We start from the raw sequence: 22910 nt of genomic DNA, 5'->3' as shown, positions 1-22910 counted from the left end.
TTGGTCACCTCTTAATACAAATCAATAAACCATCGCCTACTGGGAAGAAAGTTGATTGATATTGCTCATTTTGAATAATCCATTCCGCAAATTGATGAAGGTTTCGAATCATCGTTCTTTTACGTTTTGGTACATCTTTCATGTCTAAATCTGATAGACCGTGCATATACATATTATCAATGTATAAAATGCCCCCTTGTTTGACAAGTGGACTATATTGATCAAAGAATTTTTGATATTGGCCTTTTGCCGCATCAATAAAAACAGCATCAAAAGATGGATATTTGCTTGCAATGTCCACTTCTAACGCGTCACCCTCGATTAATGTGATATTTTCTTTTACATCGGAACGTCCGATAAATGCTTTTGCATATTCAATGCGTGCTTCATCTCTTTCAATCGTTACAATATCAACATTTGGTACAGCTTGTGCCATACGAATTGCTGAGTAACCAATCGCGCTACCTACTTCTAAAATTGATTTCGGTTGTTGAATTCTTAGTAACTGTAATAAGTTTTCAATCGCTGAAAGCTGCATAATCGGTATGTAATTTTCAGCCGCAAACTGTTCCATTTCAATTAAAAGTTCATCTCGTTTAGGTATGAAGGATTGAATATAGGCATCTGAAATTTCCATCTGCTATTCCTCCTTAATTATATACAAAACACACTTTATCCTAACATAAAAGTATTTTAAAATCTAGATTTCAACCTTGCAAATCCATAATTTCATGCTTTTTCGACAAAGTTTTGAAAAGAAAACAACATTAAAAAAATCTAGACGATGTTCATTCATCATCTAGATTTTTATATTAACGCTATCTATGAGGCTAAAATAGCATCATTATTTTTGCGATTTGATGTACTTGGCTACATTATTTTGATGCTCTGAATACGTTTCAGCAAAGTGATTATTACCATCTTTATCTGCAACAAAGTATAGATATTTTGTTTTCGCAGGGTCAACCGTTGCATCAAGTGATGCACGTCCTGCATTCGCAATTGGGCCTGGTGGTAGACCTTTATTCAAGTACGTATTATACGGGTTTTTCACTTCTAGATCTTTATACAGCACGCGGTCTTTATGCTCACCAAGCGCATATAAAACGGTTGGGTCTGTTTGAAGTGGCATACCTTGCTCAATACGGTTATTGAATACACTTGCAATCGTTTCACGGTCTGTTTGTGCTGTCGCTTCACGTTCAAGAAGTGAAGCAAATGTTAAGAACTCGTGCGGTGTCATGCCTAATTCTTTTAATTGCGGTTCATATGAACGAACAATCGCATCTGTTTGTGCAATCATCTTTTCAACAATTTCTTCTAAAGTTGGTTTCTTCGTGAAGAAATCATACGTAGATGGATATAAGTAACCTTCTAACTTGTAGCGAATATCTTTTCCATTGATATCTTTCGTTACTGTTTCTGGATACTTCGCTTTCATCTCTTTAATGAATTTTTCATTCGTTACGAGTTTCATAAACTCTTTTGATGTATAGTCTGTATTTTTCGCGATAATATTACCAATTTGATCGAGCGTTAATCCTTCTGGTATCGTAATTTGTAAATCTGCTTTACGATATACTTTACCCGTTTTTAACGATTTGATAATATCATCAATCGACATAGATGGTGGAATTTGATACGTTCCAGCTTGGAAACCAGAAGCATTTTTAAACTTTGTATAATATTTGAAGATTTTCGCATTACGAATAACGCCTTTATCTTCTAAAGTTTGTGATATCGTATCAATATTCGAACCGATTGGCAATTCGATTTTTACTGCTTTTTTATTATCTGGATCTACTGGTTTTAAAGCATTTGAAATATAAAAATAACTACTAATACTCCCAATTAATGCAATAGCAATAATAGCGATTCCCACGTACATCACAATTTTTCGGACTATTCTTTTTTCATGGCGTTGCTCTTGTAATCTCTTTAATTGATCATCGGGCAATTTTGGATCCACACATAATCCTCCTTCATATCACTCTCATCCTGACTCTTATGTAAAGTCACAACATGTTCATATTACTTGATTCTCTCTTTTTTTTCAAAAATATTTTATACGATTCAAAAAATCCGCCCCTATTATCTGCACTTTTCATAAGCACAAAACAATATTGGACGGACTTTCTTTTACAGACTCATAATTGTATTGACTACTTCTTCAATCATTGCCCATTCTTCTTCAGTTTCGATTTCGTATAATTGCTCGCCGCTACCATCTTCATTTTCGATGACTTCTGCTGCTTCAATTTGAATATCGTCTTCTTCTGTATCTTCATAAAACACGATATACGTTGAATCTGAATCGTCTGGTTCAATGCGCGTTAGAATCGTATAGACAACCTCATTGCCATCTTCATCTAATTCCGTAAAGAATTGACCACTATAATCTTGAGACATGAACATTCACCTCGTTTTGTAAGGACTATTCTTCTTCGTCAGCTAGCTCAGATAAGACGCTCTCGATGAATTCCCATTCTGCATCTGAATCGCTCTCGATTCCAACTAAACGGTCGCCTTCTTCGTCTTCTACAACGATTGCTGCTTGTACTTCTACAGGCTCGTCTGAATCGCTATGTTCTGCAAAAAGAACGTATTCTTTTTCGAATTCTTCTGAGTATACGCGTGTGATGACAGCATATACGATTTCGTTTCCGTTTTCATCAATTGCTACAATATGTTCATGGTTGTGTTCTTCTGACATATTAAAAGCCTCCCTTATGGTTGTTGAAATAGTGAATTATTCTTCGTCGTCTAATTGCTCAAGAATGTCTTCTAAGTAAGCCCATTCTTCTTCTGATTCGATTGGTTGTAATTCGCCATCTTCACCATTTTCTGCTGGTGTGAATGATGAAGCCATGATTTGTACATAACCTTCTTCATCCTCTGAACCGATTTCGCTGTATAATACGAAGTTTTTACCAAATTCTTCTGATTCTACGATTGTAAGAATCTCACAAAGAATTTCGTTCCCTTCCTCGTCTACTACTGTAATTGTGTTTTGTTTTTCATTTGTCATACTCTCATTCTCCTCTAAAAAGATTTGCGGTCTAAATATCCTTGTAAAATCATACTTGCAGCCATCTTATCAATGACCTTTTTACGATCTTTACGACGAACATCCGCTTCAATTAGCACGCGTTCTGCGGCCATCGTTGTCAGTCTTTCATCCCATAGTGTAACGGGAAATCCAAACTCCTGCTCTAACAGTGTAGCATAACGCTGTGATGCTTCTCCACGCGGACCCACTGTATTGTTCATGTTTTTTGGAAAACCAACGACAAATTCCTTCACATCGTATTGTTTTACGAGTTCACGAATTCGTTCCATACCAAACTTTTCATTCTCTTCGTCGATTTTAATCGTTTCAATCCCTTGAGCAGTCCAGCCAAGTGCATCGCTTACAGCTACTCCGATTGTTTTAGAACCGACATCTAAACCCATTACTCTCATTATTTTGCCTCGTTATTCTTTTTAATATAAAATTTCACAAGCTCTTCTAAAATTTCATCTCGTTCAAGCTTGCGAATCTTTGTACGAGCATCTTGATGACGTGGAATATATGCCGGATCGCCCGAAAGCAAATAACCCACCATTTGATTGATTGAGTTATACCCTTTTTCTTCTAGTGCTGCATGAACATGAAGCATCGTTTCGCGAACTTCTTGTTCCATAGGTTCTTCGGGAAAATTAAATTTCATCGTTTGATCAAACTTACTCATGCTAAGCACCTCACAGTAAAGTTAAGTAGTGTACTACTCTTTCAACTAGTATAACTTATTCCCTGTTCGTTTGAAACTCATTTTGCCCATTCGCTATGAAATAATTACTAGTGGCAAGAAAATAAGGTTTAAAAAGCATTGTTTTCCTGTTTGTTCCACCGTTTTTGGCTACTTATTTTTATAACGTCATCTGTTTTTACTACATCATAGAAAAAAGCCAGTTCTCAAACAGTTGCCTAAGAACTGACTTCTTCTATTCATTAATTATTTTGCTAATGTTTCATAAACAGATGCAAGTGCTGCATCCAGTTGATTCGCATCTTTTGCACCAGCCATCGCCATATCTGGGCGACCGCCACCTTTACCACCACATTGTTCTGCTACTGCTTTGACAATGTTTCCTGCATGGTATTCTTTTCCTGCGATTTCTTTTGTTACACCTGCACATAGCATTACTTTATCGTCTGCTACTGCACCTAAAACGATCACCGCATTTGACATTTTCGCTTTTAAATCATCCATTAGTTGACGTAATTGGTTATTATCTTTCGCTTCTACGCGTGTTGATAATACTGTTACACCATTGATGTCTTTTGCATTCGCTAGAATATCACCTGCTTGTGCTGCTGCCATCTTCGCTGATAATGATTCATTTTCACGTTGTGCATCTTTTAAATCATGTTGTAATGATTCAATACGTGCTGGTACGTCTTTTGGATTTGATTTTAAAGCGTGTGCTGCTGCTTCTAATGTGTGTTGTTCTTCCTTCACTGCAAAGTATGCTGCACGACCTGTTACAGCTTCAATACGACGTGTTCCAGCGCCAATACCGCCTTCTGAAACAATTTTGAATAAACCAATTTCAGATGAACGTTTTACGTGAATACCACCACATAATTCGATTGAGTAATCTGATACTTGAACAACGCGTACAACATCACCATATTTTTCACCGAATAATGCCATTGCGCCCATTGCTTTTGCTTCGTCAATTGGCATTTCTTCGATGATTACTTCGATATCATCCCAAATTTTTTCGTTTACTGCACGTTCAATTGCTTCAATTTCTTCTTTTGTTGTTGCACCGAAGTGTGAGAAGTCAAAACGTAAACGATCTGGACCTACATATGAACCTGCTTGGTTAACGTGGTCACCTAAAATATCTTTTAATGCACGTTGTAATAAGTGTGTCGCTGTATGGTTTTTCACGATTAAGTTACGTTCTTCGCGATTTACGCTTGCAATCACTTCATCTTCTACATTCATTTCACCAGACTCTACTACAACTGTATGCAATGACTGACCGTTTGGTGCTTTTTGTACGTCTTTTACAAACGCTGTGAATGCATCATTTGAAATCGTACCGTGGTCCGCTACTTGTCCACCCATTTCTGCATAGAAAGGTGTTTCAGTTAAAATCACAAGTGCTTCTTCACCTTCAGAAACAGTTTTTACTTCTTCGCCGTTTGCAACGATTGCTGTAATAACTGTTTCTGTTTGTAATGTATCGCCACCTACGAATGTAGAAGCTTGTTTTAAGTTTGCTAACACTTCTGATTGTACTTTCATTGAGTCAACATCTTGACGTGCTTCACGTGCGCGTGTACGTTGTTTTTCCATCTCAACTTCAAAGCCAGCTTCGTCCACTGTCATCCCAACTTCAGCAGCGTACTCTTCTGTTAATTCTACTGGAAAACCGTATGTGTCATATAGACGGAATGCATCTGCACCTGGAATAACCATTTCGCCTTTTTCTTTTTGCGTTGCAACAACTTCGTTGAAAATTGCTAAACCATCATTTAATGTTTCGTGGAAGCGCTGTTCTTCATTTTTAATTACACGTTGAATGAACGCTTCTTTTTCTTTTACTTGTGGGTAGAAATCTTGCATGATTTCACCAACAGTTGGTACTAATTCAAACATGAACGGTTTTTCGATACCGATTTGTTTTGCATAACGTACTGCACGACGTAATAAACGACGTAATACATAACCGCGACCTTCATTTGATGGAAGTGCGCCATCACCAATTGCGAAAGCAACCGTACGAATATGGTCAGCGATGACTTTGAATGGTGTATTTACATCTTCTTCTGTACCAAAAATTTCACTTAATTCAATTTCGCCAGGACGCATGTAGCGACGGTTTGCGAATTTTTCAATTGTTTCAATGATTGGCATGAATAAATCTGTGTCATAGTTTGTTGGAACATCTTGCATAACCGACGCAACACGCTCTAAACCCATACCTGTATCAATATTTTGCTTTGGTAGTGGTGTATATGTGTGATCTGGATTATGGTTGAATTGAGAGAATACTAAGTTCCAGATTTCTAAGTAGCGTTCGTTTTCGCCACCTGGATATAATTCTGGATCTTTTGGGTCGTTTCCGTACATTTCGCCGCGGTCATAGAAAATTTCTGAGTTTGGACCCGATGGACCTTCACCGATATCCCAGAAGTTTCCTTCTAAACGAATCAGACGTTCTTCTGGAATGCCAATTTCGTCTTTCCAAATGTTATATGCTTCTGTATCTTCAGGGTGAATCGTAATAGATAATTTTTCACCGTCGAACCCTAACCATTCTTTTGACGTTAAGAATTCCCATGCGTAATGAATTGCTTCTTTTTTGAAGTAATCACCGATTGAGAAGTTCCCTAACATTTCGAAGAATGTATGGTGACGTGCTGTTTTACCAACGTTTTCAATATCGTTTGTACGAATCGCTTTTTGTGCATTTACGATACGTGGGTTATCTGGAATAACCGAGCCATCAAAATATTTTTTTAATGTAGCTACACCTGAGTTAATCCATAATAATGACGCATCATTAATTGGAACAAGTGGCATACTTGGTTCTTGTTTGTGCTGTTTTTCAACGAAGAATTCGATATACTTACGACGAATATCTGAAGCTTTCATGTGTGTTTCCTCCTAAAATTTAAATGCGATGAAGTGCTTTTTAAACAAAATAAAAAGTCCCCATCCCTATGGAAAGGGACGAGAACTGTCAATTCGTTTTCGTGGTACCACCCTAATTTATAAAAAGTATCAAGCAACACTTTTTATCTCTTAGCACTATAACGTAGTGAACGGCAGGGATTAACTGCACTCTGGAATAGCTTTCCGTTATCAATCGTGAAGGTTTTTTCAGCCATGAAACCTCTCTCTTAACACAATCAGTATAACGTACTCTTTTCCGTCATCGTGTTCAATTATTCTACTGCTGATTATAAAATAAAGTCGCTTAACCTGTCAATGCCCGCATCCTATTAAAAGTTATGCATTCCCCAGTAACCAATCGGTTCAAATCCAATGCGCTCGTAAATCTTTCCTGCTTTCGGGTTATCGTAGAACAAACAAACTACCTTATCTTCTGCTAGTAATTCCTCACACATTCTATAAAGAAGTGCTGTCGCATATCCTCTTTCTACATAATCAGGATGCGTCGCTACACCGACAATCATTGCTGACTGCAAGTTTTCTGCAGCTGTTGAGACAACCGAAACAATTTGATCATCTTCCCAAAGCGCATACGTACGACCTGTTTGATTTTCAATCGTTCGAACCATTTGTTCCTCTGTTGTCGTACTATTCGCAAACTCTGGTATTTGTTGTAATAATGCACGGTGCTGTGGAATATCTTTTACAGTTGTTTTACGAATTGTAAAACGGTGTGGTGGCGCTTCTCCGATTAGTGCTGTACATTTTGCATAGTGCATCTTACCTGAGCGTTTAGGCGTTTTTTCAATTAAAGGATATAAAGACGTTAAAATATCGTACATACCAGATAAACCTAACAGTTGTTCATCTGTATTCACAATACGAGCGAAGCCTTCTACATCATATGTTCCTTCTGCATACATCACATACATATGGTCGTAGTTTAACAGCAGTGCAATCAACTGCTCATATTGAAATTCCCCGTAAAGTTGTTGTATGTCAGAGTCGTATCCATACGCCTCCAAGTCACCAATAATGAATAAATTCTCTGCTGGCTTTTTTCCAATCAACTGCAGTACTTGTTGATGGTCTTGTTCTGTCAATTGTCGAATCATTTCATCATCCCCTTTTAAAGTTCCAACGATTATATCACCACATGGATTAAAATGGAAATAAAAACACCTAAATCGATTTATAACAAATCAACTTAGGCGTTCTTCAATTTATTCATTTTCTAGTAACTCTTGTTGTACTTCAATTAAAAAATCACTTGGTTTACAACCATCCATACCAATCATTGGCGAGATGTCCATAAAATTGTCCATCGTTAGAACAAATGTATTGCGTTGAATCATCTCATCATTCGTTTCTTCTACTTCTACTTTTTGTTCAGTAGCTTCTTTTTCAGCAATTTGTTCAGATGTTTCACCAAGGCGCATCGCAAGTGTTGTCTGCCTTAAAACATCTGCATCATTTTGAATACCACGTAAAAATGTATCGGGTTCTCCGCACAAAATCAAAAAGTTTTTCGCACGTGTCAGACCTGTATAAAGAAGATTCTTTCGTAACATCTTTGCATAACTTCTTACAACGGGCATGATGACCATTGGGAATTCACTACCTTGTGATTTATGAATCGAACAACAATAGGCAAGTGTAATTTGATTTAGATCGGAGCGTTCATACGTTACTTCAATACCATCAAATGACACGATGACAACGTCTTGTTTTTCCGTCGTCTCTTTCGCTTTTAAAATCGAAATAATTTCGCCCATATCCCCATTAAAGACATTACTATTCGGCTGATTGACAAGTTGCAACACTTTATCACCAATACGGTACGTTGTGTCACCAAAGACAATCTCTTTCGTCTTCGCATTCTTTTTCGGATTGACAAACTCTTGAATCATTTTGTTCAATGCATCAATTCCGGCATCTCCTCTATACATCGGCGCTAGTACTTGGACATCGTGAATTGAGAATCCTTTTTTAAGCGCGGAACCAATCACTTGTTGAACGACGCTCGCAACTTGATTCGTATAGGCAGGGATAAAGGAGCGGTCTTTTGTTTTCTCGGTTAAATTCGTCGGTTGCTCTCCCATTTTCATCTGATGCGCCAACTCAATAATAGACGAGCCATCTGCTTGACGATACACATCGGTCAACTCCACCGTTGGAATCGCTTTTGAAGCGAGTAAATCTTTTAGCACTTGCCCCGGACCTACAGGCGGTAGCTGATCTTGGTCACCAACGAATACAATTTGACAGTGGTCATTTAATGCACGTAGTAATTGATGTGCGAGCCACGTATCAACCATCGACATCTCATCGACAATAATTAATTTACCACCGATTTCTCGTTCTGTTTCTTCGTCTTTATCTTGTCCATTAAAGCCAAGTAGACGGTGAATCGTCTGTGCAGGTAAGCCTGTCGATTCACTTAAACGCTTCGCGGCACGACCTGTTGGTGCAACAAGAATAATGGGAAATTCTTCGTCTTTTTTACTATATTCTTTCGGATCAAGCGATAATCCATGTAACTCTGCAAATACATCAACAATCCCACGTACAACGGTTGTTTTCCCTGTACCTGGTCCCCCTGTTAAAATCATGACCGCACTATTAATAGCTGTCTCAATTGCATGGATTTGTGTCGTCGCATAGGTCACACCAAAGCGTTCCTCTGCGTCCCCAATCCATGTGCGAATTTCAGAAAGTGGAAAGGCTGATTGTTGTTCATTCTTCTCTTTTAACTGCAAAATCTTTGATGCAATTCCCACCTCTGAATAATAAAGAGACGGTAAATAGAGACGTGTTTCTTCACCACATAACTGTCCATTTTCACCAAGACGAATAATCGCTTGTGAAATCTCTTCGTAAGTGAGTTGGATAGGCTGACTTTGTTCCAAAAGAGCTTTTGCTTGTGGAATAACCTGTTCAGCAGAGACATAGGTATGTCCTTCTGAAATCGATGCTTGATTAATAATATGTAACACTGCTGCTTCAATACGGTCTGGATGCTTTCCTTCAATTCCTAAAATAGCGCCTAAATCATCTGCACGCTGAAAACCGACACCTTCTACATCTTGAATGAGTCGGTATGGATTTTCTTGTAAGAGTTGAAGTGTATCATCTAAATAGAGCTGATAGATTTTAATTGCTAATTGTGCACCAAAACCCCATTCGCCTAATTTAATCATAATACGATCCATTCCTAGATTTTGTTGAAGTACAAGTCGCAATGTCTCTTTCTTTTCTTCATTTAAACGCGGAATACCATCCAAAGATGAAGGATCTTGAATGATGACCTTAATTGCATCCGCACCCAATTGATCGACAATGATTTTAGCTGTTCGCTGTCCGATTCCTGGGAATAAATCACTTGATAAATACGAGATGACACCTGCTTCAGTTGCAGGAATCTCTTTTTCAAATGTTTCTGCTTTGAATTGTGTGCCGTATTTCGGATGGGTTGTCATACGCCCTGTAAAACGATAGAGCGCATCCTCTACTACCTTTGGAAAATATCCAGCGACAATCACTTCTTTTTCTTGATAATCTGTATTCGTCTCTTGAATTTTCACTTTCACAATTGAAAATAAATTTTCTGCATTATGAAAAATAGAGACGACAGGTCGACCTACTACGAAAAATGGTTCATTCGCAAATAGTGAAAGATTTTCAGTCAACACTGTCCCCTCCTTTTTTATTGGTTATTCTTCTTTTGTTCAAGCATATCGTAAATATAACGCGCTTGATCAAATTCAGGTTGTAATGTGTAAGCTTGTTTTAAATGATACTGCGCATCTTTAATATTGTCTGTTGAAACTGCAAATAATACACCTAAGTTATAATGTGCATCTGCATTATTCCAATCTTCATCGATAATATGACGCAGTTCTTTTTCTGCTTCTTCAAACATTTCTAATGAACACATTAAAATCGCAAATGATAAACGAATTTGTAAATCCTCTGGTGCTAATTCTGCTGCACGCTGTAAATAAGGAAGTGCTAGTTTCGTATTCCCACTTGCTTCAAGTGATTTTCCAAGCATGAAGTAAGCATCTGCCCCTTCAATGCCTTTACGAATTGAACGCTCATAAATTTTTGCCGCTTCTTCAAAACGCTCATTATTGTAATAAAGATTCGCTAAACCATAATAAGCAGTCGCTGCATCTTCATCCAATGTAATAGCTTTTTGGAAAAAGCGCTCTGCACGTTCTGTATCATCCATTGAAGCGAGTAGATTACCGAAGTTAATGTAGCCAATCGCTTCTTCAGGATTTGCTTCGATTGCTTCAGTAAATGCTTTTGCTGCATCTTCAAAACGCTTTTCTTGCATCGCTTTGATGCCTTCTTCATTATGATTCACAAAAATCCAACTCCTATTACCCTACATATGTTAATTTTTCACCGTTTTTAAATACTTCATCAATTGTACCGCCACCGATACACTCATCACCATCATATAATACAACCGATTGTCCTGGTGTAATCGCACGTGTTGGTTCTGAGAATGTCACAGACCAATCGCCATTATCTAGTAATGTTACATCTACAGGCACATCTGTTTGACGGTAACGGAACTTCGCTGTGCAGCTAAAGTGCTTGTCGAATGTACGATTCGTTGTAAAGCTTGTTTTCACAGCCGTTAAGCTTGTTGAATATAACAAGTCGTTATGGAAACCTTGTCCAACTAATAAAACATTACGCTCTAAATCTTTACCAACTACAAACCAAGGCTCACCGTCTCCACCGATTCCTAAACCATGACGTTGACCTAATGTGTAATACATTAAACCGTCGTGTTTACCCATCACTTTACCATCAAATGTTTCCATATTACCTGGTTGTGCTGGTAAGTACTGGCTTAAAAATTCTTTGAAGTTACGTTCACCGATGAAACAGATCCCTGTTGAGTCTTTTTTCTTCGCTGTCGCAAGTCCTGCTTCTTCTGCAATTTCACGTACACGCGGTTTTTCTAAATCACCGATTGGGAACATCACATGTGATAATTGTTCTTGTGATAATTGATTTAAGAAGTATGTTTGGTCTTTATTATGGTCTACACCACGTAACATTTTCACGCCATCTTCTGTTTGTTCAACGCGTGCATAGTGACCAGTTGCAAGATAGTCGGCACCTAATTTTAATGCATGTTCTAAAAAGGCTTTAAATTTAATCTCTTTATTACACATTACATCCGGGTTTGGTGTACGTCCTGCTTTATATTCTTCTAGGAAGTATGAGAATACTTTATCCCAGTATTGTTTTTCAAAATTGACAGCATAATAGGGAATCCCAATTTGATTACATACTTTAATGACATCTTCATAGTCTTCCGTTGCTGTACATACGCCATTCTCATCTGTATCATCCCAGTTTTTCATGAAGATACCGATCACATCATAGCCCTGTTTTTTTAATAGGTACGCTGCTACAGACGAGTCAACGCCACCCGACATCCCTACGACAACACGTGTTTTTGAGGGGTCTTTTACTTCATTCATTTTCTTCTCACCTGATTTCTATACATTCGCTAATCTTTGTACAATATCTACTGTACGTTTTGCAGCTTCTGCTACTGTATCATCTGTTAGCCCATATCCGAAACTAAAACGAATCGAATTACGCAATTCTGCAGAATCTTTTCCAAACATCGCAACTAAAACATGTGATGGATCAATTGAACCTGCTGTACATGCTGAACCACTTGATACCGCAACACCAGCCATATCTAAATTGACAAGGAATGACTCTACATCCATTCCTGCAAAGCTTATATTCAATACATGCGGTAGACCATTTTCGACTTGCCCATTAACTTTAAAATGAATCCCACTCGCTGTAAAGGTGTCTACTATGATTTGTTGATATTTTTTCAACTGTATTCGTTTTTCATCCATTGTTGCCTGTGCAATTTCGACTGCCTTAGCAAACCCAACAATCCCTGGAATATTTTCTGTACCCGCACGACGTTTACGTTCTTGTTCCCCACCTAAAATAAGTGGTTGCAAAGGTGTTTGTTCACGTTGGTACAAAAATCCGACACCTTTTGGACCATTCAACTTATGCGCTGAAGCAGATAATAAATCAACTTTTAACTCGTCTACATTGATTTTTTCAAGTCCAAATGCTTGCACTGCATCCGTATGGAATGTCGCTTGATGTTCAGTTAATAATTCACCAATTTCTGCAATTGGTTGTATAGAACCTACTTCATTATTACCTGCCATAATCGTAACGAGAATCGTATCTTCGCGAAGTGCTTGTTCTACATCTGCAACTGATACAACTCCCTGTTCATTAACAGGTAAATAGGTCACTTCAAAACCTTCTGTTTCAAGCTGTTCACATGGATGTAATACCGCATGATGTTCAATTGCTGTTGTAATAATATGACGACCTTGCGCTTTTTTCGCATAGGCTGTTCCGCGAATCGCTAAATTATCTGCCTCCGAGCCACCACCCGTAAAGATGATTTCATTGTCTTTGGCTTGAATAGATGTTGCAATCACATGACGTGCATCATCTAAATATTTTCGTGCATGGCGACCAAGCTGATGGATACTTGATGGATTACCAAATACCTCTGACATCACTTCTGTCATCACTTGAATCACTTGTGGATGCATCGGTGATGTTGCCGCATGGTCTAAATAGATTTCGTTCATGAAAAAAATCTCCTTTAAATATAGAACATAAAGTTTTCATCTGTGTTTTCGTCTGTATATTTCGCTAAATCTTCCAGACTTGTGGTATCCAACACTGTTTTTACAGCATCGCGAATACGCATCCATAACTCACGTTGTGGTGGTGCTTCATTTTCGATTCCTTCTACAGGTTGAATCGGGCCTTCTAATACTTTAATCACATCTGCTGTTGAAATCAAATGTGGTGGCTTCGATAACATATAACCACCGTAAGCACCACGTACACTCTTGACTAAACCCGAGTTACGAAGTGGTGATACTAATTGCTCTAAATAAGCTTCTGATAAATGATTATCTGCGGCAATTTGACGCAGTGGAATTGGTCCTTGTCCGTACTGTTTTGCTAACTCAATCATAATTGTAAGCCCATAACGGCCTTTTGTTGAGATCTTCACTCGTATGCACCTCATCTAAATTATAAATTCTTTATCGTTAAATTATAACATATTACCACCCATCGTACTTGGTTTTGCTATACTATTATTTATTATGTAACATTCTTATTTAAGGAAAGGAGCAGATGATTATGCCGAATGAACCGCTTGCCTACCGTATGCGACCACAAAATATAGAAGAAATTGTTGGACATGAAGACGTGATTGGACCTAACACGCATCTCTATAAAATGATTCAAAAAGGACATGTACCGTCTATGCTCCTCTACGGAAATCCAGGTATTGGCAAAACATCAATTGCTTATGCTATTGCAGGAAGTGTATCTATTCCTTTCTTTGCATTAAACGCCACACGCGCTGGAAAAAAAGATGTCGAAGGAATTGTAGCGGAAGCTCATTTTTCAGGTCAAGTTATTTTATTTTTAGATGAAATTCATCGTTTTAATAAATTACAACAAGATACGTTACTGCCACATGTCGAAAATGGTTCGATTATTTTAATTGGTGCAACGACCGAAAATCCATTTCACGACGTGAATCCCGCCATCCGTTCTCGTTGTGGTGAGATTAAACAATTAAAACGACTGACAACTGAAAATCTAGAACAATTAATCCGACAAGCACTACAAGACGAAAAGCGTGGGCTTGGGCGTTATAACATTCAAATCACAGAAGAGCAAATTCACCAAATTGCACAGGCTGGGAATGGAGATGCGAGAAAAGCATTAAATTTATTAGAGTCTGTTTACTACGCTGCTGATGAAGAAGATGATGTGGCAATCGTAACAGATAAATTAGTCGCACAACTCGCTGAAAAGATTGGTTTATATGGAGATGCGAAAGGTGATCAATTTTATAATTTATTATCCGCTTTACAAAAATCCATTCGCGGTAGTGATGTCAACGCCGCACTTTATTATTTAGCGCACTGTTTAGAAAATGGTGACTTAGTGGCAGTGAACCGAAGACTACTCGTCATTAGTTACGAAGATGTCGGCTTAGCTGACCCACAAGTCGGGCCTCATGTGTTAGCAGCTGTTCAATCGGCTGAACGCCTCGGTATGCCAGAAGCACGCATTCCACTTGCGCAAGCTGTCATCGAAATGTGCCTCGCTGAAAAATCAAACTCTGCGATAAGTGCCATTGACGCGGCCATACATGATATCCATGCAGGCAAAACCGGCGACATTCCTATGCACTTACGTGACACACATTATAGCGGTGCAGCAGAACTTGGAAATGTCGGCTATCAGTACCCGCATAATACACCAATTGGTACATTCGGTGGCTGGGTGAATCAACAATACTTACCTGATGAACTTGTAACACGCGAATACTACACACCTGTTATCGCAGGTAAAGAACAACGCATGGCTACCATTTACGATAAATTAAAATCATTCAAAAAGAAAAAATGAGAAACAGCCATGCGCTGCTTCTCATTTTTCTTATGTCGTTACTTTTAAGACGGTTTTAATTTTTTGCATAATCCCACCAGAGCTATATGTGAGAACACTTCGTTTATAGAATGTCACACTAATTGTGAAGAGTAGTGCAACTGTCGCGAATAAAATAGCGAGTGAAATCCATACCGCGACATTTGAAATATCTGTCGCACCTAAACGTAATGTCATAAGCATACCTGATGTAAATGGAATATACGAGAATACTTTAATAAGTAAAGAATCTGGATTCGAAATACCTGAAAGCATCACGTAAAAACCGATTAACATAATGAATACGCCTGGCATCATTACTTGTGAAGCTTCTTCTACCTTTGATACGAGTGAACCTGCAAGCGCACCAATTAATAAGAACAGGATGATTGATAATAAGAAGAAGAGAATGACATAGATAAAGTAAGTAGCTGGTAGTTGACCGAGCATCTCTTGTAAACCATCTGTCACTGATTTCTTTGCTGTGAATTGAATGAGAATATATGCACCGACTGCTAAAATCGCAATTTGCGTTAAGCCTGTTAAAAATACACCAATTAATTTAGAGAATAAATGTGTAGATGGCTTAACACTCGCCATTAATACTTCTAATACACGAGAGCCTTTTTCAGAAGCAATATCGGTTGTAATCATTGATAAATAACTTGTGACGAATAAATAGATTAAAAAGCCCATAATATATGCAATTAGAATACCTGCTGACTTTTCTTCAGCTGTTTTATTCGATGTTTTCTCTTGTAAATCGACTTGTTTTACAACTGTATTCGTCTGTAAAATTTTCGCTGCTTGCTCAGCTGATAAATTTAATTGTTGTACACTATATACTTTTCCTGCATTTTCAGCAAGTGCATCAATTTTAGATTGAACTTGTAAATCAAGTGATTTCGCTGTTGCAAGTTCAACAGCTAATTGTTGATCTTTTGATGTTAAATAAACTGCTGCATCGTATTTTTCCTTTTTGACAAGTGCATCTACTTCTTTTTTCGATTCTTTGACAACTTTGAACTTCACTTCTTTATCCGAAGGAAATTGCTTTGCTAAATCAAGTTTTGTATCATCTACCAGTGCGATTGTTACATACTTATTGTCATCTGTAAAAATCCCTTTAATACTTGACCAGTTCACTGCTACTGCAATAATAGCTAAATATAAAAGCGTTAATAATATAAAGGACTTCGACTTAATCTTTTGAATATAAAGTTGCTTAATGAGTAGTCCAAGTTTATTCATTTGGCGCACCTACTTTCAATTTAAAGATTTCATCGAGCGACAAATAGTCCATGCTGAATTTATCCATATAAGAACCTTCACTAATCGTTTGGTATAATGCTTCACCATAACTTTCGTCTTGTAGATATAACGTGTAACCATCTCTCGTCTGCTCCACACGTTCGACACCTTCTAATACTTCAAGCTCTGGTTTTGTTTTCGCCGTACGAATACTCAGTTTGATTTTTCCGTATAGCGCCTTTAACTCTTGTAACCCACCTGTATAAAGCGAAGCACCTCTTTTTAAAATACATAAGTGGTCGCATAGTTCTTCGACATTATCCATTTGATGACTTGAAAATAAAATTGTCGTTCCTTGCTTTTTTAAGTCTAAAATCGCATCCATTAATAACTGACGATTCACAGGATCTAGCCCACTAAACGGCTCATCCAAAATTAAAAATTCTGGTTTATGAATAAAACTCGCAATCAGTTGTACTTTTTGTTGATTCCCTTTTGAAAGTGTCTCTGCTTTATCATTTCGCTTATCTGTCAGCTCAAATCGTTCTAACCAGTACTGAATTTCCGTCTTTAATTCTTTTTTTGATTTCCCTTTTAACATGCCGAAAAAGTAAAGCTGTTCTTCTACTTTCATCTGCGGATAAATGCCACGTTCTTCAGGTAAATAACCTAAAAAATCCCGCTCTAGCTTATGTACCGATTTTCCTTTCCATAAAATTGTTCCTTCTGTCGTATCTTGAAGATTTAAAATCATACGGAAAGTCGTTGTTTTACCTGCACCATTTTGACCGATTAATCCGAAGACTTCTCCTTCATTAATCGTGAAATCTAGTGCATTGACAGCAACAAAATCTTTATACTTTTTTGTTACCTGTCTCACTTCTAGTGTCATGGAACACACTCCTTTTCATGTTATCTATTTATTATACAGAATAAATAAGTAAAAAGTTTCATTTATTTCCAAAGAGGTTGTAAAAAATAAAAAGTAGGACACCGTTTACTACGATATCCCACTTTATACATCATACTTCTTGTCGCTCCTGTATAATACGTTTCGCTACTTCATAGCCACCTTTTACAACAATCGGTGAACCACCACCTGGGTGTACTGTTCCACCTACATAGTAAAGGTTATCTAATTTTAAATCATGGTTCGATGGTCTAAAGAAACTCCCCTTCCACGTGTTCGAAGCTTGACCATAGATGGCCCCTTGTCTAACAGCAAATGTATCCGCAATATAATGAGGTGGCAAAGCTTTTCTTTCAGCAATTTGTTCCTCTTTAATCCCCCATTTTCGAAGGGCATCATCCACTTGCTCTACTAAGCCATCTTGTGAAGCATAGAGATTTGCGGGTGCGTTAATCAAAACAAAAAGTGTTGGTAATCGACTTGGATCGGACGCATATGGATAACAACCATAGACACTCGGCTTACGCGCATAATTTCCTTCACGTAATGTTTTAAATTCGGCTACATAATCATTACTAAATAATAAATTATGATGATGTAAATCAACCGGCTCTTTTAACGCGATGAGTTCTACGTAAGCAGAAGTTGAAAGTTCTCGCTTCGGTATTTTTCGACCTAGTAAAGATTGCATGACATCATAATCCATATCACTCACAAAAATATCCGCTTCATAACGCCCTTTTTCTGTTTCGCAAAAGCGAATTGTATCGCCGTCCATCGCGAATTTCAAAACTGGTTCATTTAGATGAAGTTTAACACCTTGTTCGCGTAATACACGTTCAAATGTAGCCGCAATATTCGGTGGTCCACCCTCTAAAAAATAAGTTCCTTCAACTAACTCAAAATAGGCAATCATCGCAAATGTCGCAGGTGTTTCATATGGAGAAGAACCGATATACGTCGCAAAGCGATTGAATAACTGTCGAATTTTCTTATTAGGGAAATAGTGACCTAAAAATGCATCTAATGTTTGAAACGGACGTGCTGCCATTAAATTTTTCATTAATGAAGCCTTTGTATAATCTTTTACATTAAAGAATGTTTTATTTAAAAAAGCTTTTTCACTTAGATGAAATAGACGTGTAATCTCTAAAATAAAAGCTGGATAATTTTCTGCACTCACTGGATCAATAAGCGCAATTTGACGCTGCATCTCCGCTACGTCTGTTGTAAATGTGATTGTGGCATCTTTAAAGCGATGTGCAGTCGGTTGTTCCACTCGCTGAAATGGTAAGGCTTCTTTTGGCTGTACAAAAGGCGCTAGTACATCCCAAAAGTAACGTGGCATTGTAAGCGTGTTGGGACCAAAATCAAATGTATGCTCACCGAGTTGAATTGATTGCATCTTGCCGCCTAACCAACTATTTTTTTCGAAAACTTTCACATCGTAATGCGTACTTAATGTGAGTGCAGTCGCTAAACCACCTAAACCACCCCCCACCACAATCGCTGTCGGCTTCATAATATACGTCCTTTCCAATAAGTATTTTTTTGTCTAACTGTTCGAATCATTGTTGTGATGAGTAATACACAATAAACGATGGCACTAACAGGCATAAGTAGCGTATAGATATTCAACTTTTTCGCAAGTAAATCACTAATTAAACGCATGAGTGTAATACAAACGAGCGGCACTAATAATACATACTTTGTTATAAAAACCCCATAGATTGCCAAACCTACTGGACTGACAAAGTAAAGAAAATAGAATACGACTAAAAAAATGCCTGTTAGATAAGAATGATTAATTCCTCTAAAACAGTTTTTTTGAAACCCTTGCCATGTTTCTTGGCGATTCGCATACATCGCGCAAGATACGAAGTCGGTAATATTATAGAGCATGGCTTTTTTATCATGATGCTTTAAAATACGAAATAATGCCACATCCTCTACTACCGCATCTTTTACAGAAGCATGTCCTCCAATTTCTTCGTACACTTCTTTTCGAATTGCAATAAATGCACCACTTGCAGCGGTTGCCGCTACCATACGTTGATGATTCGCAAGTGCGATTGGTAGATGGAAATAAACAAAAAAATGAAGCAATGGCGTTAACAGACATTCCAACACATTGCTCGCTTTAAAACGAGGAAAACCCGTTAATGCATCAATCGGTTGTGTAAACATCGTTGCCACTGCTTCTAATGTTTTCTTTTGAAGCGTTACATCTGCATCAATCCAAAGGAGTACATCACCACTTGCTTCATCTGCTAATACTTGGCATGCATGTGGTTTACCACGCCATCCTTCTGGTAAAGCTTTTCCTCGAATCATGCGAAAGCGTGTATCTTCATGTAATCGCTCTTCGATTAACTGCGCTGTGCAATCTGTTGAATCATCATCATATAGAATAAATTCTGCATTTTTATACGTTACATTTTTCAAACTCGTCATTAATTCATGTACATGTGTTTCTTCATTTCGTAGTGGCACTAACACACTTATTTTTGAATCATTATGCTGTGCTACTCGTAATTTCTTCAAAAATTGAATATTGAAAATCAGCCAAATAAGTCCGATTAAAAAAGGTATGGTTATTACCATAAGCGTACAAACCCTTCTTCTTCTTTTGCAATTACTTGTGCTTTTAAACAATCTAAATAATATGTCATACCTTCTTGAATCGATGTTCGCTTACTTGCCGGTTGATAATCCATCCGACAAGCTACTTCACCTTTTAAACCGTCTGTATATGAATAGTAAATTGAAATATATAAAATTCCATGTTGAGGGAATTTACTTATTATTTTGTCCATACCTGGTTGAATCGTCAAAGGCCGCTTTTCCTGATGTTCTTCTACACCTTGCGGAAAAAGTGTAATCGTATTCGTTTTAGCTAGTGCATACATCTGTTTGATTTCAGATACTTTAATCGGCTTTGAGATAGGAAATGTTCCGATTCCTTTAAACAAAGGAAACTTTTTCAAGCCCTCTGCACTCATACCTGCGACAATGTTTGAAGGCAAATAGCCTCGCTTGAATAATTCAAAAAGAACGAGGCTATCATAAAAACTACTATGATTGACAACGACCATACACGGTTCTTGAATCGTTGTCAGATTGACTTTCATCGTTTGAAACATTCTTCGCATCATGAAGCGCTGACCAATTTGAAAGAATAATAAATTAGATTTTTTGCGAATCATTTGCAGCACCCCTTATAAATTGGAGTAGTAAAAAACCAATCACTCCCACGAAAAATGCTAAGTATAGTTTGGATAAAATAGCAATCCATAAGAATAAAATAACGATGGTCCAAAAGACGATACGCATTTGTTTAATCATGTTGACGCTCGGCTCGTTTTTACGCGTACGTGGTAATAATAATTGTAAAATAAAAGCAACAACGAACCAGCCAATAAAGTTACTCGCTGGTATTCCATAATACGCACTATTGTCCTCCCAAATCCAATACTGCTTTGCAACGAAAGCAACAGGATCAAGAATTAAGTCTAAAAGAACGACATAGAGTGCCGCAAAGAAAGCACGAGAAAAACGATGTTTTAGACGAATCGTTAAAGCATGCCCTGCCATAACCATGACAATCCACGCAAACCCTATGCCGATTGGAACACCGAATAATAATGGTGGAAAACGATCTGTGTAATCATAATTCCCAAAGAAAATATTAAAATAGGCACTTAATCCTTCTACACTAAACGTAACAATCCAAATAAAGATGGAAATGAGTAAACCTTTTCCGTTCCCGAAAGCATGCATTGCATAGCGAACTGCAATTAATCCTGCAAGAATTAAGAATACACTATTTGCCCATTCCAACCATGGTGGAATGAGGCTGAATCCAACGAGGATACAGCCAATTGTAAACCAAACTAGATAGAGCCTATAAACCAGCATGACTCAATTCCGTAATACGATAATCTAATTCTTGTGGTAGCGGCTTGATTGGGAATGTCTTTTGTCCATCTCGCTCTAACATTAAGTTCGCTGTAATACGTGCAGATTCAATAATGATTGGTAGACCACTACCTGGGTGCGTTCCGCCACCTACTAACCAGCAATTCTCGTATGGCGCAAAGTGATTGTGAGGTCGGAATGTCATCATTTGGTTTAGTTGGTGTCCAAGGTTAAATGTTGCACCTTTATACACATTCATTTTTTCTTCCCAATCAATTGGTGAATAGATTAGTTCTTCTTCGATATGTGAAGCTAAATCTGTTAGACCTAAACGCTCTTCAAGTGTCGCGATTAATAAATCACGATATTGTTGCTTTACTTCATTCCATTCAATCTCACTAAAGTTATTTGGAACAGGTGCTAGTACATATAGCGTTGATTTACCGGCTGGTGCTAGCGTGTCATCTGTAACAACTGGATTTTGAACGTAAATTGACATGTCTTTTGAAATCACTTTTGTACCCGAGATTTCTTCCATGTTTTTGCGGTAATCTTCAGCAAATAGGATTGTATGATGTTGTAAATCATATTGTGTATCGATTCCTAGATACAACATGAATGTTGAACAAGAATATTGTTTTTTCTCAATTTTTTGTGGTGACCACTGACGTTTTTTCGGTACATTTAATAGCTTTGTTAAAGCATAACCGAAGTCAGCATTGATGACTACATCGTCACAATGAAGGAGTTGTCCATCCTCTAAACGGATACCTTCAATGCGCTTTTTATACTGTACAACTTCTTTAATTGGTGTATTTAAATGAATTTTTACGCCTTGTTCTTCCAATACTTTCGCCATCGCTTTTGTTAATTGATTTAAACCACCTTTTAAGTGATAAATTCCGTAAGCTTGTTCGATATACGAAAGAATCGAGAATGCACCAGGGCAATTCCACGGTGACATACCTAAATATTTTGATTGAAATGTAAATGCTAGCTGTAATTGTTCATCATCAAAATACTTTCCTAATTTATCCATTAAAGATTTACCAAATTCTAACTCTGGTAGCGCTTTTAATGTTTCAGGAGCTAATAAATCCGTCACGCTGTCCATCTTACGTTGTAAAAGTGGCGCAAGTGCTTCTAGCTTTTTATGTGTTTCTTGTAAATAGCGTGTATAACCTTCTTCGTTACCTGGGAAGGTTTTTGAGATTGTTTCAATCATTTGATCGTAATCTGAACTTACAGTAAAACGCTTGTCCGCGTAAACCAACTCATAAAGAGGTGATAGTGCGACTGGCTCTACATAATCTTCTAATGTACGACCTGTTAATTCAAAAATTTCACGTACTAAGTACATCATATTTAAAAACGTTGGACCGCGATCAAATGTATAATCACCTAATTGGATAGAACTTGTACGTCCACCAACAAAGTTTTCTTTCTCAAATACTTCTACATCATATCCTGCATGCGCTAATAACATGGCTGATGTTAGGCCCCCTGGACCTGCACCGACTACATAAATTTTTTTCATTTATATTTCCCCCTGTAAAGGATTAGTTGAGTATAATTGCAGCATTTTTACATATCATTCCTACTGTATTAAATAT

At 37.6% G+C, this 22910-nt stretch carries 22 protein-coding genes and 1 other annotated feature; of the genes, 1 reads left to right on the top strand and 21 read right to left on the bottom strand.

The features are described from left to right. Positions 1-4: 4 nt before the first annotated feature. From ACKVQX_RS05195 to cymR, 14 genes are all read right to left on the bottom strand, one after another. Positions 5-637 carry an O-methyltransferase gene (locus tag ACKVQX_RS05195; RefSeq protein ID WP_068452494.1) on the bottom strand — a complete coding sequence of 211 codons (633 nt, stop codon included), beginning with the start codon at positions 635-637 and terminating at the stop codon, positions 5-7. A 207-nt stretch (positions 638-844) separates the two neighbouring features. Continuing rightward, a complete protein-coding gene (gene mltG / locus ACKVQX_RS05190) occupies positions 845-1969 on the bottom strand; it encodes an endolytic transglycosylase MltG (protein ID WP_068452489.1) in 1125 nt (374 codons plus the stop codon). A 170-nt stretch (positions 1970-2139) separates the two neighbouring features. Then, entirely contained in the window at positions 2140-2409 is a 270-nt protein-coding gene (locus tag ACKVQX_RS05185; protein WP_068452485.1) for a DUF1292 domain-containing protein, read from the bottom strand. A 25-nt stretch (positions 2410-2434) separates the two neighbouring features. After that, positions 2435-2713, bottom strand: a complete 279-nt coding sequence (locus ACKVQX_RS05180) for a DUF1292 domain-containing protein (protein ID WP_068452481.1) — start codon at positions 2711-2713, stop codon at positions 2435-2437. A gap of 36 nt (positions 2714-2749) precedes the next feature. Continuing rightward, entirely contained in the window at positions 2750-3028 is a 279-nt protein-coding gene (locus ACKVQX_RS05175; RefSeq protein WP_068452478.1) for a DUF1292 domain-containing protein, read from the bottom strand. A gap of 14 nt (positions 3029-3042) precedes the next feature. Continuing rightward, on the bottom strand, positions 3043-3462 hold the full coding sequence (ruvX, locus tag ACKVQX_RS05170) for a Holliday junction resolvase RuvX (protein ID WP_068452475.1): 420 nt from the start codon (positions 3460-3462) through the stop codon (positions 3043-3045). Beyond that, a complete protein-coding gene (locus ACKVQX_RS05165) occupies positions 3462-3731 on the bottom strand; it encodes an IreB family regulatory phosphoprotein (RefSeq protein ID WP_068452472.1) in 270 nt (89 codons plus the stop codon). Before ACKVQX_RS05165 ends, ruvX begins: the two co-directional genes overlap by 1 nt. A gap of 264 nt (positions 3732-3995) precedes the next feature. Next, positions 3996-6653 (bottom strand): alanine--tRNA ligase, encoded by a 2658-nt coding sequence (alaS, locus tag ACKVQX_RS05160; RefSeq protein ID WP_068452469.1) that lies wholly within the window; start codon positions 6651-6653, stop codon positions 3996-3998. A 71-nt stretch (positions 6654-6724) separates the two neighbouring features. Beyond that, positions 6725-6946, bottom strand: a binding site (T-box leader). Between the two features lie 57 nt (positions 6947-7003). Further along, entirely contained in the window at positions 7004-7789 is a 786-nt protein-coding gene (locus ACKVQX_RS05155; RefSeq protein ID WP_409136075.1) for a GNAT family N-acetyltransferase, read from the bottom strand. Between the two features lie 108 nt (positions 7790-7897). Next, positions 7898-10363 carry an ATP-dependent RecD-like DNA helicase gene (locus tag ACKVQX_RS05150; RefSeq protein WP_068452463.1) on the bottom strand — a complete coding sequence of 822 codons (2466 nt, stop codon included), beginning with the start codon at positions 10361-10363 and terminating at the stop codon, positions 7898-7900. Between the two features lie 17 nt (positions 10364-10380). Next, positions 10381-11046, bottom strand: a complete 666-nt coding sequence (locus tag ACKVQX_RS05145; RefSeq protein ID WP_068452460.1) for a lipopolysaccharide assembly protein LapB — start codon at positions 11044-11046, stop codon at positions 10381-10383. Between the two features lie 16 nt (positions 11047-11062). Next, the gene (mnmA, locus tag ACKVQX_RS05140; protein ID WP_068452457.1) at positions 11063-12184 is read right to left on the bottom strand and encodes a tRNA 2-thiouridine(34) synthase MnmA; all 1122 of its coding nucleotides are present in this window, start codon (positions 12182-12184) and stop codon (positions 11063-11065) included. A gap of 18 nt (positions 12185-12202) precedes the next feature. Then, positions 12203-13348 carry a cysteine desulfurase family protein gene (locus tag ACKVQX_RS05135; RefSeq protein ID WP_409136074.1) on the bottom strand — a complete coding sequence of 382 codons (1146 nt, stop codon included), beginning with the start codon at positions 13346-13348 and terminating at the stop codon, positions 12203-12205. 14 nt (positions 13349-13362) lie between these two features. Further along, positions 13363-13782, bottom strand: a complete 420-nt coding sequence (cymR, locus tag ACKVQX_RS05130) for a cysteine metabolism transcriptional regulator CymR (protein WP_068452451.1) — start codon at positions 13780-13782, stop codon at positions 13363-13365. Between the two features lie 131 nt (positions 13783-13913). On the opposite strand from cymR, the gene ACKVQX_RS05125 reads away from it, so the two are divergent. After that, positions 13914-15200 (top strand): replication-associated recombination protein A, encoded by a 1287-nt coding sequence (locus ACKVQX_RS05125; RefSeq protein WP_409136073.1) that lies wholly within the window; start codon positions 13914-13916, stop codon positions 15198-15200. A gap of 30 nt (positions 15201-15230) precedes the next feature. Here ACKVQX_RS05125 and ACKVQX_RS05120 read toward each other — a convergent pair whose 3' ends face one another. From ACKVQX_RS05120 to ACKVQX_RS05090, 7 genes are all read right to left on the bottom strand, one after another. After that, positions 15231-16469 carry an ABC transporter permease gene (locus ACKVQX_RS05120; protein WP_409136072.1) on the bottom strand — a complete coding sequence of 413 codons (1239 nt, stop codon included), beginning with the start codon at positions 16467-16469 and terminating at the stop codon, positions 15231-15233. Next, the gene (locus tag ACKVQX_RS05115) at positions 16462-17361 is read right to left on the bottom strand and encodes an ABC transporter ATP-binding protein (protein WP_409136071.1); all 900 of its coding nucleotides are present in this window, start codon (positions 17359-17361) and stop codon (positions 16462-16464) included. The genes ACKVQX_RS05120 and ACKVQX_RS05115 overlap by 8 nt, the downstream gene beginning before the upstream one ends. 130 nt (positions 17362-17491) lie before the next feature. Further along, a complete protein-coding gene (locus ACKVQX_RS05110; RefSeq protein WP_409136070.1) occupies positions 17492-18901 on the bottom strand; it encodes a phytoene desaturase family protein in 1410 nt (469 codons plus the stop codon). After that, a complete protein-coding gene (locus tag ACKVQX_RS05105) occupies positions 18898-19983 on the bottom strand; it encodes a glycosyltransferase family 2 protein (protein ID WP_121178062.1) in 1086 nt (361 codons plus the stop codon). The genes ACKVQX_RS05110 and ACKVQX_RS05105 overlap by 4 nt, the downstream gene beginning before the upstream one ends. Next, positions 19977-20585 (bottom strand): 1-acyl-sn-glycerol-3-phosphate acyltransferase, encoded by a 609-nt coding sequence (locus tag ACKVQX_RS05100; protein WP_285215206.1) that lies wholly within the window; start codon positions 20583-20585, stop codon positions 19977-19979. The genes ACKVQX_RS05105 and ACKVQX_RS05100 overlap by 7 nt, the downstream gene beginning before the upstream one ends. Further along, positions 20566-21297, bottom strand: coding sequence for a carotenoid biosynthesis protein (locus ACKVQX_RS05095; RefSeq protein ID WP_336663495.1), 732 nt, complete (start codon positions 21295-21297; stop codon positions 20566-20568). Before ACKVQX_RS05095 ends, ACKVQX_RS05100 begins: the two co-directional genes overlap by 20 nt. Next, positions 21284-22834 carry an NAD(P)/FAD-dependent oxidoreductase gene (locus ACKVQX_RS05090; RefSeq protein WP_087680317.1) on the bottom strand — a complete coding sequence of 517 codons (1551 nt, stop codon included), beginning with the start codon at positions 22832-22834 and terminating at the stop codon, positions 21284-21286. Before ACKVQX_RS05090 ends, ACKVQX_RS05095 begins: the two co-directional genes overlap by 14 nt. Between the last annotated feature and the right edge of the window lie 76 nt (positions 22835-22910).

The organism is Kurthia sp. ISK08, from assembly GCF_046159805.1.
Taxonomy (GTDB): Bacteria; Bacillota; Bacilli; order Bacillales_A; family Planococcaceae; genus Kurthia; species Kurthia gibsonii.
Note: the sequence above shows the minus strand (reverse complement) of the source record. Positions and strands in the feature narration are given on the sequence as shown.

What these genes read in the sequence shown, in the direction of transcription:
- ruvX (WP_068452475.1), bottom strand. Translation starts at nt 3,462, where the DNA reads ATGAGAGTAATGGGTTTAGATGTCGGTTCTAAAACAATCGGAGTAGCT.
- ACKVQX_RS05095 (WP_336663495.1), bottom strand. Translation starts at nt 21,297, where the DNA reads ATGCTGGTTTATAGGCTCTATCTAGTTTGGTTTACAATTGGCTGTATC.
- ACKVQX_RS05135 (WP_409136074.1), bottom strand. Translation starts at nt 13,348, where the DNA reads ATGAACGAAATCTATTTAGACCATGCGGCAACATCACCGATGCATCCA.
- ACKVQX_RS05100 (WP_285215206.1), bottom strand. Translation starts at nt 20,585, where the DNA reads ATGATTCGCAAAAAATCTAATTTATTATTCTTTCAAATTGGTCAGCGC.
- ACKVQX_RS05105 (WP_121178062.1), bottom strand. Translation starts at nt 19,983, where the DNA reads ATGGTAATAACCATACCTTTTTTAATCGGACTTATTTGGCTGATTTTC.
- ACKVQX_RS05125 (WP_409136073.1), top strand. Translation starts at nt 13,914, where the DNA reads ATGCCGAATGAACCGCTTGCCTACCGTATGCGACCACAAAATATAGAA.
- ACKVQX_RS05195 (WP_068452494.1), bottom strand. Translation starts at nt 637, where the DNA reads ATGGAAATTTCAGATGCCTATATTCAATCCTTCATACCTAAACGAGAT.
- ACKVQX_RS05110 (WP_409136070.1), bottom strand. Translation starts at nt 18,901, where the DNA reads ATGAAGCCGACAGCGATTGTGGTGGGGGGTGGTTTAGGTGGTTTAGCG.
- ACKVQX_RS05120 (WP_409136072.1), bottom strand. Translation starts at nt 16,469, where the DNA reads ATGAATAAACTTGGACTACTCATTAAGCAACTTTATATTCAAAAGATT.
- ACKVQX_RS05175 (WP_068452478.1), bottom strand. Translation starts at nt 3,028, where the DNA reads ATGACAAATGAAAAACAAAACACAATTACAGTAGTAGACGAGGAAGGG.
- ACKVQX_RS05185 (WP_068452485.1), bottom strand. Translation starts at nt 2,409, where the DNA reads ATGTCTCAAGATTATAGTGGTCAATTCTTTACGGAATTAGATGAAGAT.
- ACKVQX_RS05155 (WP_409136075.1), bottom strand. Translation starts at nt 7,789, where the DNA reads ATGATTCGACAATTGACAGAACAAGACCATCAACAAGTACTGCAGTTG.
- ACKVQX_RS05180 (WP_068452481.1), bottom strand. Translation starts at nt 2,713, where the DNA reads ATGTCAGAAGAACACAACCATGAACATATTGTAGCAATTGATGAAAAC.
- alaS (WP_068452469.1), bottom strand. Translation starts at nt 6,653, where the DNA reads ATGAAAGCTTCAGATATTCGTCGTAAGTATATCGAATTCTTCGTTGAA.
- ACKVQX_RS05115 (WP_409136071.1), bottom strand. Translation starts at nt 17,361, where the DNA reads ATGACACTAGAAGTGAGACAGGTAACAAAAAAGTATAAAGATTTTGTT.
- ACKVQX_RS05165 (WP_068452472.1), bottom strand. Translation starts at nt 3,731, where the DNA reads ATGAGTAAGTTTGATCAAACGATGAAATTTAATTTTCCCGAAGAACCT.
- mnmA (WP_068452457.1), bottom strand. Translation starts at nt 12,184, where the DNA reads ATGAATGAAGTAAAAGACCCCTCAAAAACACGTGTTGTCGTAGGGATG.
- ACKVQX_RS05090 (WP_087680317.1), bottom strand. Translation starts at nt 22,834, where the DNA reads ATGAAAAAAATTTATGTAGTCGGTGCAGGTCCAGGGGGCCTAACATCA.